General features: G+C 38.9%; 16 protein-coding genes. 14 read left to right on the plus strand and 2 right to left on the minus strand.

The window, feature by feature from the left end; all coding sequences use genetic code 11:
- The first annotated feature begins 88 nt into the window (after positions 1-88).
- The 11 genes from rimP to Q9M50_10775 all read left to right on the plus strand — a co-directional run bounded on the left by rimP (position 89) and on the right by Q9M50_10775 (position 12,764).
- Positions 89-580, plus strand: coding sequence for a ribosome maturation factor RimP (gene rimP / locus Q9M50_10725; protein MDQ7091098.1), 492 nt, complete (start codon positions 89-91; stop codon positions 578-580).
- Positions 570-2,105 (plus strand): transcription termination factor NusA, encoded by a 1,536-nt coding sequence (gene nusA, locus Q9M50_10730; GenBank protein ID MDQ7091099.1) that lies wholly within the window; start codon positions 570-572, stop codon positions 2,103-2,105. The genes rimP and nusA overlap by 11 nt, the downstream gene beginning before the upstream one ends.
- Complete coding sequence (gene infB / locus Q9M50_10735) at positions 2,098-4,674, plus strand: translation initiation factor IF-2 (GenBank protein MDQ7091100.1); 2,577 nt, start codon at positions 2,098-2,100, stop codon at positions 4,672-4,674. The genes nusA and infB overlap by 8 nt, the downstream gene beginning before the upstream one ends.
- 3 nt (positions 4,675-4,677) lie before the next feature.
- Positions 4,678-5,043: a 30S ribosome-binding factor RbfA gene (rbfA, locus tag Q9M50_10740; protein ID MDQ7091101.1), complete on the plus strand. Its 366-nt coding sequence runs from the start codon at positions 4,678-4,680 to the stop codon at positions 5,041-5,043.
- 2 nt (positions 5,044-5,045) lie between these two features.
- Positions 5,046-5,945, plus strand: coding sequence for a tRNA pseudouridine(55) synthase TruB (gene truB, locus Q9M50_10745; protein MDQ7091102.1), 900 nt, complete (start codon positions 5,046-5,048; stop codon positions 5,943-5,945).
- A gap of 95 nt (positions 5,946-6,040) precedes the next feature.
- On the plus strand, positions 6,041-6,310 hold the full coding sequence (gene rpsO, locus Q9M50_10750) for a 30S ribosomal protein S15 (protein ID MDQ7091103.1): 270 nt from the start codon (positions 6,041-6,043) through the stop codon (positions 6,308-6,310).
- Between the two features lie 170 nt (positions 6,311-6,480).
- Positions 6,481-8,568 (plus strand): polyribonucleotide nucleotidyltransferase, encoded by a 2,088-nt coding sequence (gene pnp / locus Q9M50_10755; protein ID MDQ7091104.1) that lies wholly within the window; start codon positions 6,481-6,483, stop codon positions 8,566-8,568.
- 280 nt (positions 8,569-8,848) lie between these two features.
- Positions 8,849-8,989, plus strand: coding sequence for a hypothetical protein (locus Q9M50_10760; GenBank protein MDQ7091105.1), 141 nt, complete (start codon positions 8,849-8,851; stop codon positions 8,987-8,989).
- Positions 8,990-9,148: 159 nt separating this feature from the next.
- Positions 9,149-11,152 (plus strand): TonB-dependent receptor, encoded by a 2,004-nt coding sequence (locus tag Q9M50_10765; GenBank protein MDQ7091106.1) that lies wholly within the window; start codon positions 9,149-9,151, stop codon positions 11,150-11,152.
- Positions 11,153-11,175: 23 nt separating this feature from the next.
- Positions 11,176-11,646 carry a transcriptional repressor gene (locus Q9M50_10770; protein MDQ7091107.1) on the plus strand — a complete coding sequence of 157 codons (471 nt, stop codon included), beginning with the start codon at positions 11,176-11,178 and terminating at the stop codon, positions 11,644-11,646.
- 359 nt (positions 11,647-12,005) lie between these two features.
- Entirely contained in the window at positions 12,006-12,764 is a 759-nt protein-coding gene (locus Q9M50_10775; GenBank protein ID MDQ7091108.1) for a metallophosphoesterase, read from the plus strand.
- On the opposite strand, the gene Q9M50_10780 is transcribed toward Q9M50_10775, so the two are convergent.
- Positions 12,721-13,428 (minus strand): protein kinase, encoded by a 708-nt coding sequence (locus tag Q9M50_10780; GenBank protein ID MDQ7091109.1) that lies wholly within the window; start codon positions 13,426-13,428, stop codon positions 12,721-12,723. The genes Q9M50_10775 and Q9M50_10780 overlap by 44 nt on opposite strands.
- 729 nt (positions 13,429-14,157) lie before the next feature.
- On the opposite strand from Q9M50_10780, the gene Q9M50_10785 reads away from it, so the two are divergent.
- The 3 genes from Q9M50_10785 (at position 14,158) to Q9M50_10795 (ending at position 15,298) form a co-directional block, all read left to right on the plus strand.
- Positions 14,158-14,412, plus strand: coding sequence for an AbrB/MazE/SpoVT family DNA-binding domain-containing protein (locus Q9M50_10785; GenBank protein ID MDQ7091110.1), 255 nt, complete (start codon positions 14,158-14,160; stop codon positions 14,410-14,412).
- Positions 14,406-14,735 (plus strand): type II toxin-antitoxin system PemK/MazF family toxin, encoded by a 330-nt coding sequence (locus Q9M50_10790; GenBank protein MDQ7091111.1) that lies wholly within the window; start codon positions 14,406-14,408, stop codon positions 14,733-14,735. Before Q9M50_10785 ends, Q9M50_10790 begins: the two co-directional genes overlap by 7 nt.
- 128 nt (positions 14,736-14,863) lie before the next feature.
- Positions 14,864-15,298, plus strand: coding sequence for a hypothetical protein (locus tag Q9M50_10795; GenBank protein MDQ7091112.1), 435 nt, complete (start codon positions 14,864-14,866; stop codon positions 15,296-15,298).
- A gap of 447 nt (positions 15,299-15,745) precedes the next feature.
- Here the strand turns inward: Q9M50_10795 and Q9M50_10800 are convergent, their stop codons facing one another.
- On the minus strand, positions 15,746-18,073 hold the full coding sequence (locus tag Q9M50_10800) for a serine/threonine-protein kinase (protein MDQ7091113.1): 2,328 nt from the start codon (positions 18,071-18,073) through the stop codon (positions 15,746-15,748).
- Positions 18,074-18,078 lie beyond the last annotated feature (5 nt).

Consider the following 18,078-nt stretch of genomic DNA (forward strand, 5'->3'; position numbering starts at 1 on the left):
GAAAACAATAGAAGTTACAACAATACGTCATCAATGGAAGGGCCTTTAGGCTCTTTTTTTTTTGTGTAAAATAAAGTGAGTCCAGCGAATGAAGCAAGCCCCTGAACATTTAGTGAATCTTATCGAACCTATTGTTGAGGGACTTGGGTATGAGTGTGTTGGAATTGATTACAACCCACACCCAAAAAATGGTTTATTACGGATTTATATTGATAGTGATGCGGGTATTTTAGTAACGGACTGTACTAAAGTTAGCCATCAAATTAGTGGCGCAATGGATGTCGAAGATCCTATTTCTTCAAATTATCATTTAGAAGTATCCTCGCCAGGCGAAAGCAGACCCTTTTTTAAAGTGGGGCAATTTGAACGTTTTATTGGTAGCACAGTAGAAATAAACCTCTTTAATCCGGTTCAAAAACGTCGAAAAATAACAGGATCCATTCATAAAGTTGAAGGCGATATTATCTTTCTTCAAGAACTCAATCAAACTCAGCTTATTGAAATTCCATTTACGGCGATGAGCAAAGCACGTCTTGTGCCGCAATATATACTTGAAAAAGGAGGTCATCATGTCAAATAAAGAAATTTTATTAGTAGTTGATGTTTTTTCTAATGAAAAAGACATTGATAAGGGAATTGTATTTCAGGCGATTGAATCAGCGTTAGAAGCATCCGCGATTAAACGTCATGCGTTTCCAATTAAAGCCAGAGTGGCGATTGATCGAACGTCGGGCGATTATGATACCTTTCGATGTTGGGAAGTGGTTGAGCCTAATGATGAAGTTGATGGTGATGTTGCTTTTCCTAGTTGGCAAGTTTTGCTTGAAGTGGCTCAATTAGATGATGCAGACATTGAAGTCGGTGATTTCGTTGAAGAAGAAATCGAATCCGCCCAATTTTGTCGAATTGCAGCACAAACAGCCAAACAAGTTATTATTCAAAAAGTACGTGAAGCTGAACGTCAAAAAATTGTTGAAGCCTATGAAGATCGTGTGGGTGAGTTAGTTACAGGCGTTGTTAAACGAATTGAGAAAGGCAGTCTTTATCTTGATTTAGGGGGACATGTAGAAGCTTATATTGCTAAAGATGATATGATTCCTAGAGAATCTATTCGTACTGGCGATAGAATTCGAGGGTATCTAAAAGAAGTCCGTTTAGAACCCCGAGGGCCTCAATTATTTGTCAGTCGAACCTCATCTGAACTTCTTGTGGCTTTATTTCGACTTGAAGTTCCCGAAGTCGGTGAAGGTTTAATCGAAGTCTTAGCCGCAGCACGCGATCCAGGTTCACGCGCTAAAATTGCCGTTAGAAGTTATGATCCACGATTAGATCCTGTCGGAGCGTGTGTCGGAATGCGAGGCTCACGGGTACAGGCGATTACCAATGAATTATCAGGTGAGCGAGTGGATATTATTTTATGGAATAATAATGAAGCTCAATTTGTTATTAATGCGATGTCACCTGCTGAAATAGAATCCATTGTGGTGGATGAAGATAAGCACAGTATGGATGTTGCAGTTGCAACCGATAATTTATCTCAGGCGATTGGACGCGGCGGACAAAACGTACGATTAGCAACCGAATTAACCGGTTGGGAACTAAATGTTTTAGATGTTTCCAAAGTTGAAGAGGATGCAGAAGCCGAGATAGATACGGTTAAAAATATTTTTATGGATCAACTGGCTGTTGATGCTGACATTGCAATTATTTTAGCCGAAGTCGGGTTTAATAGCGTGGAAGAAATAGCCTATGTTCCTATGGATGAAATGCTAGAGATTGACGGTTTTGATGCAGAACTGGTTGAATTATTAAAGGATCGTGCAAAAGATGCGTTACTTATTAATGCCATTACCTCTGAAGAAAAAATTGAAACAGCAACACCTGCCGATGATTTATTAACGATGGCGGGCATGGATGAGAAATTAGCTTATGAGATGGCGAGTGAGGGAATTATCACTCTCAATGATTTAGCAGATCAAGCTATTTATGACCTGTTAAAGTTTACGAGCATGGATGAATCACGAGCAGGAGCCTTAATTATGAAAGCGCGTGAACGATGGTTTGCGGTAGAAAATAGCCAAGAAAAAGGGGGGGAAAATGAGTAACCAAACGGTACGACAATTAGCAGAGGTTGTTAAAATTCCTCTTGATCGTTTATTAGAGCAGCTAAAAGAAGCGGGTCTAAAAGTAAATCGCCCTGATGATATTGTTGATGAAGGTGAAAAAAACAAATTATTAGCGCATTTGCGTAAGCGACATGGTAAAAATGACGGTGTCGATAGTGTGGATACACCTAAACGGGTGATATTGAAACACAGAAAAGTAAGTGAACTCAAACAAACGTCTATTTCTGGTAAATCAACGAAATCAATTTCTATTGAAGTTCGTAAGAAAAAAACCTATGTCAAACGTTCTGATGAATTGAATCCGAATGCAGAGAATAAAGCTGTTGACATACAAACAACAGACGTAACAACGGTGGACGCTATCGGAAAAAAAACGAATATAGAAACAAAATCGAAATCAGTCGTTGAAAAAATAGACCCTGTAGTGGATGCTGAGCAGCAGAAAAAAGTGCTAGAGAAAAAGAAAGAAGATGACAAAGAACGATTGGAACGTGAACGGAAGCAACGTTTAGAAGCCTCTGTCGAACGTAATGCAGAAAAAGTTAGAAAAATAGCAGCGGCTAAACAACAAGCTGCTACGACGACAACAACGACTGAAAAAAAGAAACCGAGTTACCGAAATAAAGCCGCCGAACCTAAGCGCAACGATAAAAATACTAAATCGGCTGTGGCTGATAAAGGTCGTAAAGGACGCGGAGGCAAAGGTAAAAAAGGACGATTAAAAGGTCGAGCTGCGGTTAATCCTGCTATTGAGACTAAACATCAGTTTGAAATGCCTGTGGCCCCTACCATCAAGGAAGTGGCTATTCCTGAAAGCATTATTGTGTCTGAATTAGCGCAGAAAATGAGCGTAAAAGCGGCTGAAGTCATTAAGCAATTAATGAAACTTGGGTTGATGGCGACGATCAATCAAAGTATTGATCAAGAAACCGCGGTTATTTTAGTTGAAGAAATGGGGCATAAGCCCGTTATTCAAAGTGATGATGATATTGAGCAAGAAATGTTATCACAAGTGGTTGAAGTCGATGGTAGGGAGCACTTTTCACGCGCACCTATCGTAACCATTATGGGGCATGTCGATCACGGAAAAACTTCACTTTTAGATTATATTAGAAAAACACGCGTTGCCGCAGGCGAAGCGGGCGGAATTACGCAACATATCGGAGCCTATCAAGTTAAAACTGATCATGGCTCGGTGACATTTTTAGATACCCCAGGACATGCCGCTTTTACAGCAATGCGTGCGCGTGGAGCTAAAATTACCGATGTTGTTATTATTGTTGTTGCCGCTGACGATGGTGTCATGCCACAAACGAAAGAAGCGGTTGAACATGCAAAAGCCGCTGAAGTTCCTATTATTATCGCTATTAATAAAATTGATAAGCCTGAAGCGAACCCTGAAAAAGTAATGCAGGAATTAGCCATCATTAATGTGGTGCCTGAAGAATGGGGCGGCGATACTCAGTTTCTTAAAATCTCAGCAAAAACAGGTGAAGGCGTTAATGAGCTTATTGAAGCCTTAATTTTACAATCTGAAATTTTAGAATTAAAAGCACCTATAGAAGGGACGGCTTCGGGATTAGTGGTCGAATCACGCCTTGAAAAAGGACGCGGTGCTGTCGCAACGATTCTAGTTCAAAAAGGAACCTTAAAGAAAGGCGACATTATTCTATGTGGACATGAATACGGTCGTCTTCGTGCCATGTTTGATGAAACCAGTACACTGATAAAAGAAGCTGGGCCTTGCGCCCCTGTTGAAATATTAGGTCTATCAGGCACGCCGAATGCAGGTGATGAATTCTTAGTGGTGAAAAATGAACGTACCGCACGGGAACTTGCAGAACATCGTGAAGATAAGCACAAACTAAGTCGTCACGCTGCACAACAAGCTGCGAAATTGGATGAAGTTTTTGCTAAAATGGCCGCAGGTGAGACTTCAACGTTAAACTTAGTCATTAAAACCGATGTTCAAGGCAGTCTTGAAGCACTACGCGAATCGTTGGTGAAATTATCAACCGATGAAGTCGATGTTAAATGTGTTTATGGCGGTGTCGGGGGTATTAATGAAGGTGATGTTAACTTAGCCTTAGCCTCGGGTGCGATCTTAATGGGCTTTAATGTCCGTGCGGATAGTACCTCGCGTAAATTAATTGCCGAAAAAGATATTGATTTACATTATTACAGTGTTATCTATGAAGCGATTGACGAAGTAAAACGTTCGATTAATGGAATGCTGGCTCCTGATATTCAAGAAAAAATCTTGGGACTGGCCGAAGTTCGTGATGTTTTCCGTTCGCCTAAGTTTGGTTCAATTGCAGGCTGTATGGTTATTGACGGCATCGTGAAACGTAACTTACCTATTCGGGTATTGCGTGATAACGTCGTTATTTATGAAGGTCAACTGGAATCATTACGTCGTTTTAAAGATGATGTTAATGAAGTTAAGATGGGCATGGAATGTGGTATTGGGGTTAAAAACTACAATGATGTCAAAACAGGGGATCAAATCGAAGTATTTGAACGTATTGAAGTAAAGCGAGAAATTTAATTTATGGCAAGCGAATTTGGTCGTAGTGCGCGAGTTTCATCACAGATTCAAAAAGAACTCGCGCTGGTTTTTCAGCGTGACATTGCGGATACACGCCTTGGTTTTATTACCATTAATGAAGTCGCCTTGAGTAAAGATTTAGCGATGGCTAAAATTTATATCACCGTGCTTAATGGAAATGACGAGGCCAAACAAAAGCAAATCAAGTTGCTTAACGAACTTGTTCCTGTTATTCGTCACTATCTTGCTAAACGGATGCGTTTACGGCATATTTCAGAATTACGTTTTATTTATGATGATTCGTTTGATACAGGGATGCGTGTCAATGAATTATTACACGAGGTTAAACCCTTGGAAGATAAAACGTAGTTATGTCAAAACGAAAATCAGGGCTTAATATTCATGGAATTTTGCTGCTTGATAAACGTTTAGGGGTTTCGTCTAATCGAGCCTTGCAAGAAGTGAGACGCTTATTTAATGCGAATAAAGCAGGCCATACAGGGAGTTTAGATCCGCTCGCTACGGGGTTACTTCCGTTGTGTTTTGGAGAAGCCACTAAAGTATCGGCACTCATGCTCGATTCTCATAAGCGTTATCACGTTGAAATTCAACTGGGGATATTAACGGAAACGGGTGACTTAGAAGGGGAAATAATTGAGACCCACTCCATTCCTGAGTTATCAACCAAACAACTTGACTTGTGTTTATCTTTATTTACAGGTGAAATCGAACAAGTCCCTCCTATGTACTCCGCGTTAAAACATGAAGGTAAAAAACTTTATGAATTAGCGCGTGCAGGTATTACCATCGAACGTAAAGCCCGAAAAATCACTATTTTTGAGCTTAAACTCCTCTCCTTTACTAAAGAAACCTTAACCTTAGAGGTTTTTTGTTCAAAAGGAACCTATATTCGCTCCTTAGCGGAAGATATTGGGCAGCAGTTGAAAACGGTTGCCAGTGTTAAAACGTTACGGCGATTACAAGCAGGGCAATTCATAATTGATGCGAGTTATACCCTTGAGCAATTAGCCGCTATGGATCAAGTGACTTTAAAAAATTGTTTGTTGTCGGTTGATTTACCTTTAAAATCAATACCTAAAGTCGAACTCTCTGAAACTCAAACTCATGCAATTCGATTAGGGCAAGCCATAAGTACAAAATATTCTTTATTAGGGAAAGTAAGGATGTATAATCAACAGTGTTTTTTGGGTTTGGGTGAAATGTCCGTGGATGGACACCTTGCGCCGAAAAAACTATTTAATTTATCATAACGTGTGATTTCTACGCCCTATTGTGGAGTATCATCCTCTTGGTCATTCGATAACGAATGATTTTTTTTAAACCTTTAAATCTATAGGGATTAAAAGTGCCTTTTACAACTGAACAAAAACAAGCTGTTATTGAAGAATATCGTCTATCTGATACCGATACAGGATCAGCTGAAGTACAAGTGGCTTTATTAACAGCCCACATTACCCATTTAGCGCCTCATTTTGCTGAGCATAAAAAAGATAACCATTCTCGTCGTGGATTATTACGCATGGTTAATCAGCGTCGTAAAATGCTTGATTACTTAAAGAGAAAAAACGTAGAACGTTACCGTGCATTGATTGCTCGTCTTGGTTTACGTAAATAATAAATAGTTTAAAAATTGGCACGGAATACGTGCTGTTTTTATTAATTATTTTAAAATGAATAATATAGGTTTGTTTATAGCATACATGAGTAATGATTGCGTTACGCGCATTACAAGTATGATGTAAACAAGCCTGTTTTTTTTTAAACAACCCTTAATAAGGAAACCTCATAGTGAACCCTATCAGGAAAGAATTTCAATACGGCGACCAACTGATTATTTTAGAAACAGGTGAAATTGCACGTCAAGCCGATGCCGCAGTCATGGTTAATGTCGAAGGCACCTCGTTATTAGTTTCCGTTGTTAGTAAAAAAAATGAAAAAGGCAGTGATTTTTTTCCATTAACGGTTAATTATCAAGAAAAAGCGTATGCGGCAGGAAAAATTCCAGGAGGATTTTTTAAACGAGAAGGTCGTCCGACTGAAAAAGAAACCTTAACTTCGCGTTTAATTGATCGTCCTGTTAGACCTTTGTTTCCAGAAGGTTATGTGAACGAAGTACAAATCATTATTACGGTGATGTCATTAAATCCTGATGTTGATCCTGAAATTCCAGCCTTATTAGGCACATCAGCGGCGTTAACCATTTCAGGGCTTCCTTTTAATGGTCCTATTGGCGCGGCAACGATTGGTTATAAAGAGGGTGAGTACTTATTAAACCCGATTGTTTCTGAGCTTGACGAATCTCAACTACAACTAGTGGTTGCAGGAACAAAAGATGCTGTTTTAATGGTGGAATCAGAAGCGGAATGCTTATCTGAAGAAGTCATGTTAGACGCGGTTTTATTTGGTCATCAAAAAATGCAAGTTGCGATTGATGCCATTAATGAATTTGCTACGGAAGTCGGTAAATCACGCATAGACTGGGTGGCTACTGAGGTTGATAGTACTTTAGAAAATTTAGTTATTTCTGAAATTGAAGCAGATGTTAAAGCCGCTTATAAAATTGCTGAAAAATTAGTCAGACAAGAAACGTTAAAAACAATCCGAAATACGATTGTTGAAAAATTAACTATAGATGAGCAATACAGCGAAAAAGCTATTCGAGATATTATTGAACAGTTAGAAAAAACAGTGGTTCGTAGTTCAATTTTACAAGAAAGCAAACGTATTGATGGCCGTGACTTATCAACGGTTAGACCGATTAGCATCAAAACGGGTATTTTACCGAGAACACACGGTTCTGCTTTATTTACCCGTGGAGAGACTCAAGCCATTGTAGTCGCAACCTTAGGAACGGCGCGTGATGCTCAAATTATTGATGCCTTAGCGGGAGAATATAAAGATAACTTCATGTTACATTATAATTTTCCTCCTTATTGTGTCGGTGAAACAGGCTTTGTAGGGTCACCTAAACGTAGAGAAATAGGACATGGTCGTTTAGCTAAACGCGGTGTACAAGCTGTTTTACCGGATATGGATGAATTTCCTTATGTCATTCGACTGGTCTCTGAGATTACAGAATCAAATGGTTCAAGTTCAATGGCCTCTGTTTGTGGAAGTAGTTTAGCTCTGATGGATGCAGGCGTTCCTTTACAAGCTCCAGTTGCAGGTATTGCAATGGGTTTGATTAAAGAAGGCGATGATTTTGCTGTTTTATCGGACATCATGGGTGATGAAGATCACTTAGGGGATATGGATTTTAAAGTAGCAGGGTCTAAAGATGGAATCACGGCCTTGCAAATGGACATTAAAATTGATGGGATTACCTCTGAAATTATGAAAGCGGCCTTAGCGCAAGCTAAAGAGGGACGTTTATATATTTTAGATGAAATGAACAAAGCCTTATCTGAAACGCGTGAAGAGATGTCGGATTACGCGCCACGTATTATTACCTTTAAAATTGATCCGAGTAAAATTAGAGAAGTTATTGGTAAAGGCGGGGCCACTATTCGAGGCATTACAGAACAAACAGGGGCCAGTGTTGATTTAACGGATGATGGTATCGTTAAAATTGCTTCGGTTGATAAAGCTGCGGGTGAAGAAGCGAAACGTATTATTGTTGAGATTACGGCTGAAGTTGAAGTTGGGAAAATTTACGAAGGTAAAGTCGCTCGATTAATGGACTTTGGGGCATTTGTAACTATTTTGCCAGGTAAAGATGGGTTGGTTCATATTTCACAAATTTCTGAAGAGCGTGTTGAGAAAGTAAGTGATAAATTAACCGAAGGGGAAGTGGTTAAAGTAAAAGTTTTAGAAATTGATCGTCAAGGTCGAGTAAGACTGAGCATGAAAGCAATTGAGAGTGAAGACGCGTAATTTATTTAAACCGTTTTCCTGTTAATAAAAAAGGGTCATTAATTTGACCCTTTTTTTATGCGAATTATTTATAAAATTAATATTAACTTAAGGCGGTTTCAGATTATAAATGCTCTTTATATGTTGGCAGTTTAATAAAGCTCAAGAAAATAGGGGAGTCCCATTAATGGTGATTAATCTTAGAGTCACCCTATTTGCACAAGCCGTGTAATTTAGATAAAAAAAGATTGATTTAGCTACTTTTAATGGGTTAACGCAATAATTTGAGTAAGGGTGAAAAATGTCCTTTCCTAATGATTTTGATGAAATTATTGCTGAAATATGCGAATTATCCAAAGGGGATTTAGTCGATATTTCAGGTGTGAATTATTATTTAGTAGAACAATATCAAGGATTTAAATTGCCATATACCGAAGCATAAGCAAAAAATGTGAGCCTGACTGTCTTTATGATTCAACATATAAACCAACAATAAGCTGCAATTTTGAATAAAGAGGCTCGAACATTTTAGTGTTCTTTTAAAGAAAATTTATGTAATAATATAACATTACATATAATATTACATAAATTAACTATTGCCATGAAATTTTTTATTTTTTTGATTCTGCTCCCTTCTTTTATTTTTGCATCCGAGAAAGACCCTTTACAATTAGAGGATGTTGTCGTCTCCTCGCCTTTAATGCAAAAAAAAGCGGCGACTGTTTTACCGATTAATATTCTTGAAGGGGACGCACTTCGATTAAAAACAGGCAATAGCATTGGGGATACGCTTAAACACGAACTGGGAATTCATAATGCCTCTTTTGGTGCTGGCGTTGGGCAACCTGTGATTCGTGGACAAACAGGCTCTAGGGTTCGAGTCTTACAAAATGGCCTAGGAAGTTTGGATGTTTCTAATCTAAGCCCCGACCATGCGAATAGTACAGAGCCTTTGTTAGCGGATCGAATTGAAGTTTTGCGAGGGCCTGCCACCTTACTTTATGGCAGTGGCGCAATTGGTGGAATTGTGAATGTTTTGGATAACCGAATTCCTGATCGTTTAAAAAAATCACTGGAAACAGCTTTAGAGCAGCGTTTTAACAGTGTCTCCAATGAAACCAGTAGTGTTTTAAAGCATGATGGCAGTTCAGGGAAGTTTGCATGGCATTTGGATGGATTCTATCGTCAGCGTGATAATATTACTATTGCTGGGAATGCGGTTGATGAGTCGGTTGCAGGGGCGTTTAATAGTCATGGTTTTATGGCGAATAGTGATGCTGAAAGTTGGAGTGGAACCGTCGGTGGATCATGGGTGGATGATTGGGGCTTTATCGGTTTTTCAGTCAATTATTTGGATAATCAGTACGGTATTCCACCGAGTGCCGAAGAGGTTCGTATTGCCTTAACGCAGACGCGTTATGATATGAAAGCTGAAATAAAACAGCCGTTTGCTTTTGTGGATAGTTTAAAGCTTCGTTTAGGGGTTAATGATTATCAACACAATGAAATTGAAGAAAGTGGTGAGGTGGGGACGACTTTTGAAAATGATGGGGTTGAGGGGCGCGTGGAATTATTACATCAGCCTTTTTTATTCATTGACCAAGGGGTTCTAGGCTTTCAAATGCAATCAAAACAGTTTTCTGCTGTGGGCGAAGAAGCCTTTGTACCGCCTTCTGACATTCTTTCTTACGGTATTTTTGCGGTTGAAAATATTTTTTATAAAAATTGGACGTATGAGTTTGGTTTTCGTGTCGAACAACAATCCATACAAGCGGAAGGTTGGGATAAAAAAACACATACACCTGTGAGTGCCTCGGCTTCGGCACTTTGGGATGTCGATGATGAAAATACAGTCGGTTTAAGCTTTTCTTATGCTCAACGCGCACCCGATGTACAAGAATTATTTGCACAAGGCGTTCATTTTGCGACTCATAGTTATGAAAAAGGCAATGCCAATTTATCGGTAGAAACGGCTTATAATTTAGAACTCAACTTTAAAACCGATTATGACTGGGTTTCCGCAGAGCTTAATTTGTTTCATAGTTGGAATAAAGATTATATAAATCAATATAATAAGGGCGAATTTTTTAATTTAGAGACAGAAATCGTTCAAAGTAATTGTTCAGTGACTGACGTGTGTTTATCTATTTTAGAAACCCGCCAAAGCCATGCCCGTTTTTATGGTTTTGAGTCTAAAATTCAATTTCCTGTTTGGGATTCTGAACAGCTCGCGATGGATTTAACTCTTTTTGGCGATTATGTCCGCGCTACATTTGATGAGGGCGGTGACGTTCCTAGACAGCCGCCCTTACGCTATGGTGTGCAAATTGATTATAATAATCAACAAAATTTATCGGCAAACCTGCGTTTCACTCGTATTGAAAATCAAAACCATGCGGGCGATCATGAGAGTAACACACGCGGTTATTTTTTATTGTCGAGTGCGGCTCACTATCAGATGGATTTTAAGCACAGTAAATTAATTTTGTTTGCCAAAGGGAATAACCTGCTTAATAAAAATAGTCGCAATGCCAGCTCTTTTTTACGAAATTTTGCCCCCGAAGCAGGACGGGGGGTTGAATTGGGGCTTAGAATAAGCTTTTAAGGATTAATTTTAAACATACTCAGATGACAGACGCATTATTTTCACAACACAATCATCAACGCTGTATTACTCAGGCGTTAAATTCCGCAGAAAAAATCTGCCAGCAAAAAAATATTCGCTTAACGCCCATCCGAAAGCATATTTTTGAATTAATCTGGTTAAATCATAAAGCTGTGGGCGCTTATGATTTACTGGAAACCTTGCAATTAAAAGACCCGAAAGCAAAACCTGTCACGATTTATAGAGCCTTAGATTTTTTATTAGAATCGGGATTAGTTCATAAAATTGAATCATTAAACGCTTTTGTTGGATGTTTACAGCCTGAATTTGAACATCAGTCCATTTTACTTATTTGCGATCAATGCCATCAAGCCGACGAAGTGGAAGCCCAGCCTATTTTTGAAGGCATTTATAAAATTGCAGAACAAAACGTGTTTACACCTAAAAATATTAGTCTTGAATTGCATGGGATTTGTCATGTTTGTCGGTTGTAGGGTTTATAAGTAAAGCATCCTATACCAAACGCTGATACCAGCATGGTCTAACTCAGGTACTATCCCGTTGAAATTTAAAGTGGATGCCTTAAAGGATTGTTTCGTTACCATTGCGTGCTATAATTTCAGTCATTGTTTTTCTTGCTTTTAGGTGGATCAGAATAGAGAATTTACCTTTATTTTATAGCATTGTAATAAATAAATACCCCATAAAATTCTGTATGATACGTTGTTTTAAAATGACTTTATGAACGGTGATAGAATCAAAAAAGCCAAAAAATATAACACTTAAATCGAAAGCGTGAGGTCATTTTTTTAAATGAAAGATTAATTTATTCACCCCTCTGAGTAACCTATAAATGAAAATTGCTACTTTTACCCCCAACCGCATGGGGAAAGATTTTATTTGCTCTGATATTCATGGTTACTATGACCTGCTTGAAGAAATGCTCAATCATGTTAATTTTAATTCAAAAAAAGACCGCTTATTTGCGTTGGGTGATTTAATTGATCACGGTACGCAATCACATCGGGTGTGTGACTATTTGGCTAAACCTTGGTTTCACGCCGTGCTTGGCAATCATGAATTAATGTTGATTGAAGCCTTTGAAAGTGGGATGGAAGATGCGGCGATGTTGACAGAATGGAACCTTTGGGGCGGTAGTTGGATCAGTCGTCAGGATAAACAAACCGTAGCCCCCTATTACCACGCGATGGTTGACTTACCGATGGCGATTGAATTAATACTTAGCGATGGTAAAAAAGTCGGTCTGCTTCATGCACAATTACCTGAGATCTGTGACTGGAGAGCGGTAAAGTCAACACTTTTGGCTAAAGCCCAAAAAGACAATAGCACGGCAACGCCATTAACCCGAAGCATATTACATAACAAAGGACAGGTAACGGGTTCAGATGAAGTACACGCACGGATACTGCCTGTTGAAAATATTGATCATGTTTTTCATGGGCATACCATCGTTGATGAGATAACGACCTTGGGTAATCGTACCTTTATGGACTTGGGAACTTATAAAACTGGAAAAATGGGATTAATCAATCCTGTGGCGTTTCTTATCAAAATAAAATTAAAATCTGAAGAGGAAATGTTTTGTGTTTGAGCATAATCGCATGTACACTGTATCCTGCAACTCCAGCTATACCCTCAAAGCAGGCTTCAATTTCTTCCGCCAAATTTTGGTTTATATTATCAAAAATCCAACGACGAATATCCCCCCGTTGCAATTGTTTGAACGCATCAAACCGATCTAAACTTGAGGCCAGAGCCTGCGCCGTGCGTACTTGAGGATACCCTGGATACGGTTTCGTCCCTTTATTTGGATCCGCATTTTGCAAACTATCTAAATGCAACGCAACATGTTCACCTCGCAACCAGCCTAACACTTCGTTATAACCCCAACGATCCTCTGAATTGGGTAAGGTTAAACCCCGAAGTAATTGATGAAAATCGAGCGATAAATTATCAGGCAATGAAACGCGTCCACGTAAATGACTGACTAAAACATCATTTTTATTAAGCCCATAAAAGGGTGAACGCCCCCGCAATAAATGCAACAGGGTAATCCCTAAACTATAATAATCAGTTTTTGCGCTCACTTCATGCCCGTCTAACAATTCGGGGGCGGCATAATCTAAGGTTAAATTAGCCGCTGTTTGTGTATGATGAATATTGACACTTTTTTCAAGGTAAGAGCTAATTCCAAAATCACCAATCAAGGGATGACGCTGTTTAGAATTATTAAAAAATAAATTAGGGACTTGCACGTTCCTGAAGCTATTTCAGCATCGTTATATTCACAAAGCAAACGGCGACATTATACCCCTAATGGAAGCCTATACTAAGGAGTCATTTTGGTTAGACTCTGGAAGGTTTGTCGGTGTCGTAGGGCGTGACATGTATAGAGAGAAATGATGAGAACTTGTGAGACCCTTACTGTTCCTGCAATTTAAGATAAGTTGTCTAAACCAAATCTTGATGCTCAGGTAAGCTTACCCAACTAAAAGAAGGATGGCTGATGACGGTAGGGGAGTCAGATACATTCATAGTACTCTGAGCGCGGGAAAGCCGCGTACATGGGGAAGGGATGTACAAAACTGTGTAGCCTGCAAAGGAAACTCCTACCGAACATGAAGGGTCGGAATTAGGGAGCAAACCTCACTGCGGGGAATAGCAAATAAAGCGGCATAGCCGTGTGCAAAGCGAGCAGTTTTGAAGAGCCTTGTGCGGTAATTCCGCACGCAGGGATCTGTGAGGGGGCAGTCGGGTAACTGGCTGTTCTACCTTGATCGGATAAAAGCGTCACAAAATTTGCGCCCCTTTTATCCGCCGCTTATTTTGGCGTTAGCTTCAAGTGAAAAATTTAGTATAAATGTGAATTAATCGTTAAATTAGAACGAATAAGTCCACTGGGTTACAAGAGCAGAGAATAAAATTTCTTGCAAGAAAGAAGTAGTTACATTATAATTACTACTTCTTTTGTTATTGGAGTTCTTATGGCTCACTTAGTTAGAATTGGTAACTCTCAAGGCGTTAGAATACCTAAACCACTGATAGAGCAAGCTGAGCTTGAAGGAAAAGAGCTTAAATTTGAAGTGCTGAATGGTGGTCTTTTTATTGCTCCTATTAAAGAAGCAAGGAAAGGTTGGGCTAACTCTATTAATACAATATTTGCCTCTCATGGAAAAGAGTTAATGGATAGTGAGTGGCTTGATGCTGAATTAACAAATGAAGATGAATTAGAATGGTAGTTTCCAGTATTCATCGGTTTGACATATGGCTTGTTGGTCTTAACCCAACACAAGGCAAAGAAATTAATAAAACTCGTCCTTGTGTTATTATTTCTCCTAATGAGATGTCTGCATTATCGACAGTGCTAGTTGCTCCAATGACAAGCAAGGGTTTTGAATTTCCTTGCCGAGTTGAATGTAACTTTAAAGGTAAAAACGGATTAATACTGTTAGATCAAATTAGAGCAGTTGATAAAACACGCCTAATAAAGAAGCTAGGTATTCTTGATGAGGAGATCCAGATTAAATTATGTGGTTCACTTCAAGAAATGTTTATATTTTAAAAATCAGCTAACCAGCGCTTCCAGCCAACCGTAAAAAGCGTCACAAAATTTGCAAAAAGACGCAAATTTTCCGCCTCTTTTTACGGCGGCTGAAGCGGTCGTTAGGCTAAAATAATTTCTCGCCATATATGCTCAATTTAATTTTTATTTTAGTCCTTTTTCTATCTATTTGGTCAGGGTATGCCCTTGTTCAATATTTCAAATTTATTTTAGGAATAAAACAAGTTATAGGAATCATTCAAGAAGTTGTTTACGATGAGGGTTTTGATTGTCAATTTTCAGCTTCTTTTGTGTATGAATATGAGGTGGGTGGCAAAATTTATTCTTCGCCTGTAATCCAAATCGGAAGAGGGCAGCGAGGTAGCAATAATTTAGTCAACCTTTCTGAGTTGCATAATAAATATTCGGAAGGAAACGAAGTCAAGGTTGTATATAATAGAAAAAAACATGAAATGTCTGAGGTGTTGGATAGTTTGTTTTTTCTGAAAGCAGTTATGATTCCATTCGTTTTTATCACTTTTGTATACATTGATGCTAGGTTATTTAGTACTTTATTTTTATGAATAGGCGTGGTTATCTGAATATGTACAAGCCTAATCGGGTAGCCAAGGGTATTTCACCAACACCCTGCGTGCGGATCCGCACAGGGCGTTTCATTAACCGTGATGACACTTAATCCAGCCATCTCGTAATGAAAATAACCCTTGTTGTTTCAGGTAATATTTCCCCAACCCCTTATTAATGCAAGGAGTTTTCGCGTTTTTCCAGTAGGATTTACTGCTCAATCCAGCCAAAATAGCGGCGTGTTTTTCTACGCCCAATTTCATTAAATTGCGTATCTTTGTGCGTGGCTGTCTCGTTTCTAAGCTCCAGCTTGGAAACGAAAAATTCTTATAATTAGCTGGATACACTTTAACTCTAAAACTGATTCTAAACCCTATCAAAAAATATCAACAAAAACATAAAATTCATAAATAACTAAGGTCTTCCGTTATTCGTAAATTTATATTTCAAAAAAAGCGATCCAATAAAGACTGCCACCAAGGTACGGCTTCCTCTGCTTGCACACGTACCGTAAAGCGTACTGGAATTTCCATATCCCCCCCATTACTACGAATATGTAATACATTACGATGCACCCCTGCCTTCAAGGTCTCCATAACTTTAATTGTTACCTTATAACATTGATAATTCCCTTCAATACTGTATTTATCTAAAAATACCCCCTCGCCATAATGAGCTAAAATAATTTCACCATTAAGATAACCCCGACCTTCATTAGAAAGCACCCAATTCAGCGTTCGACTCTCACCCTGATAAATACGATAAAAATTAAGCTGAGCAAGATCACTGTGTAATTGAGGAAAAGGGAGCTGTGGATGAAGTAAATGCAAAATAGCCTCAAGCTTAGCCTCCGTACTGTCTTTTATATTTAATAACGCTTGGTCTAATTCCATTGATCGTATTTTCCCACTTCCGACCAACCAAGCACGTAACCAACCGTTACTGAGCAAAACAAGCCCTTTTTGAGTATTTTCTATTGACGCGTCAATTAGCGTAGCCAGCATAACAGGCTCGGTAATAGACTGTTGTGCAAAGGAAAAAGGTAAGTCAGGATAATAATGCCATAACACACAATAAGTACCCATTTTTTTTTGGTCTAAATAAAAACTACGCGTATTCTCAATAAAATGTAAATCCTCTTGCCAATCTGGAAATTCAGCCGCACGTAACCATTCATCAAAACGTTTGGAATAAATAAACTCAGTTAAAAACACTTCAACAATTTTGCGTTCTGCCTTAAAAAGTTGCGGTAAAGAGTGGGGGGAATTCAGTTGCAGTGATTCATTAATTTGAACGGGACGTTGAGGATCTAAGCTATAACACAAGGCAAATAAAGCCGCCTCTGGAGCTCGGTAATGAAGGCGTTCACGTAAACCTATAATTTGAGTAACTAACTTAACATGAGCCTCGCCTCCTGCTTTGGTACTGATTAACCAACTTTCAAGATATTCATTCCATAGAACATCGAGTAAAGAATCTGCTAATTTCGTATTCGTTTCTGCTTTTTTAAGTAGCTCAACCAAGGCACGTAAATTATTAACCGTTTGTTTTCCTACAGGTAACGGAGTATCAGGGGTAAGTAACCCTTGTAGTTTATACAAAGCGAGTTCAGGGCGATCCTCATAATTTGTTTCTAAGGCTTCAATTTCTTCCGCCAAATTTTGGTTTATATTATCAAAAATCCAACGACGAATATCCCCCCGTTGCAATTGTTTGAACGCATCAAACCGATCTAAACTTGAGGCCAGAGCCTGCGCCGTGCGTACTTGAGGATACCCTGGATACGGTTTCGTCCCTTTATTTGGATCCGCATTTTGCAAACTATCTAAATGCAACGCAACATGTTCACCTCGCAACCAGCCTAACACCTCGTTATAACCCCAACGATCCTCTGAATTGGGTAAGGTTAAACCCCGAAGTAATTGATGAAAATCGAGCGATAAATTATCAGGCAATGAAACGCGTCCACGTAAATGACTGACTAAAACATCATTTTTATTAAGCCCATAAAAGGGTGAACGCCCCCGCAATAAATGCAACAGGGTAATCCCTAAACTATAATAATCAGTTTTTGCACTCACTTCATGCCCGTCTAACAATTCGGGGGCGGCATAATCTAAGGTTAAATTAGCCGCTGTTTGTGTATGATGAATATTGACACTTTTTTCAAGGTAAGAGCTAATTCCAAAATCACCAATCAAGGGATGACGCTGTTCAGAATTATTAAAAAATAAATTATTGGGTTTAATATCGCGATGAACAATACCTTGTCTATGACAATGTTCCAAGGCCTGAATAATTCCTGGTAAAGCCTTGCGTAATTCCTCTTCACTAAAGGGCATGTATTCACTCATGACTCCCCCCTCGCAAAACTCCATGACCTCATAAAAATGCCCCTGCCATTCACCATGTTCATATAAACTGATGACGTTGGGATGCTTCAATTGTTGTAACCTAAGAATAACATCAGTTTTGGGAACAGCAGAATAGTGATAGACCTTAACAGCAACGGTCTGTTGAGTCGTATTATCTAAACATTGATATACATTCGCTTCACCACTAATATCGCCTAAAGGGCCTTTTTGAATACGGTAGCGTTCAGCAATTAAGGTATCGGCGGCTAAACCTTGACGTGTTGTCTTTTTTTGAGTCAGTGATGCGGACAAATAACGCTGAGTAATCTGAGTCGGTTTATCGTCGTATTTTTCGGTTACGTTCGTTGCCTTTTTATTTTTTGGATTAGAATAGCACTGTGTCACTGATTGAGTCGCCATCGCTC

It is taken from the genome of Methylococcales bacterium (genome assembly GCA_030949405.1).
Classification (GTDB): domain Bacteria; phylum Pseudomonadota; class Gammaproteobacteria; order Methylococcales; family Methylomonadaceae; genus WTBX01.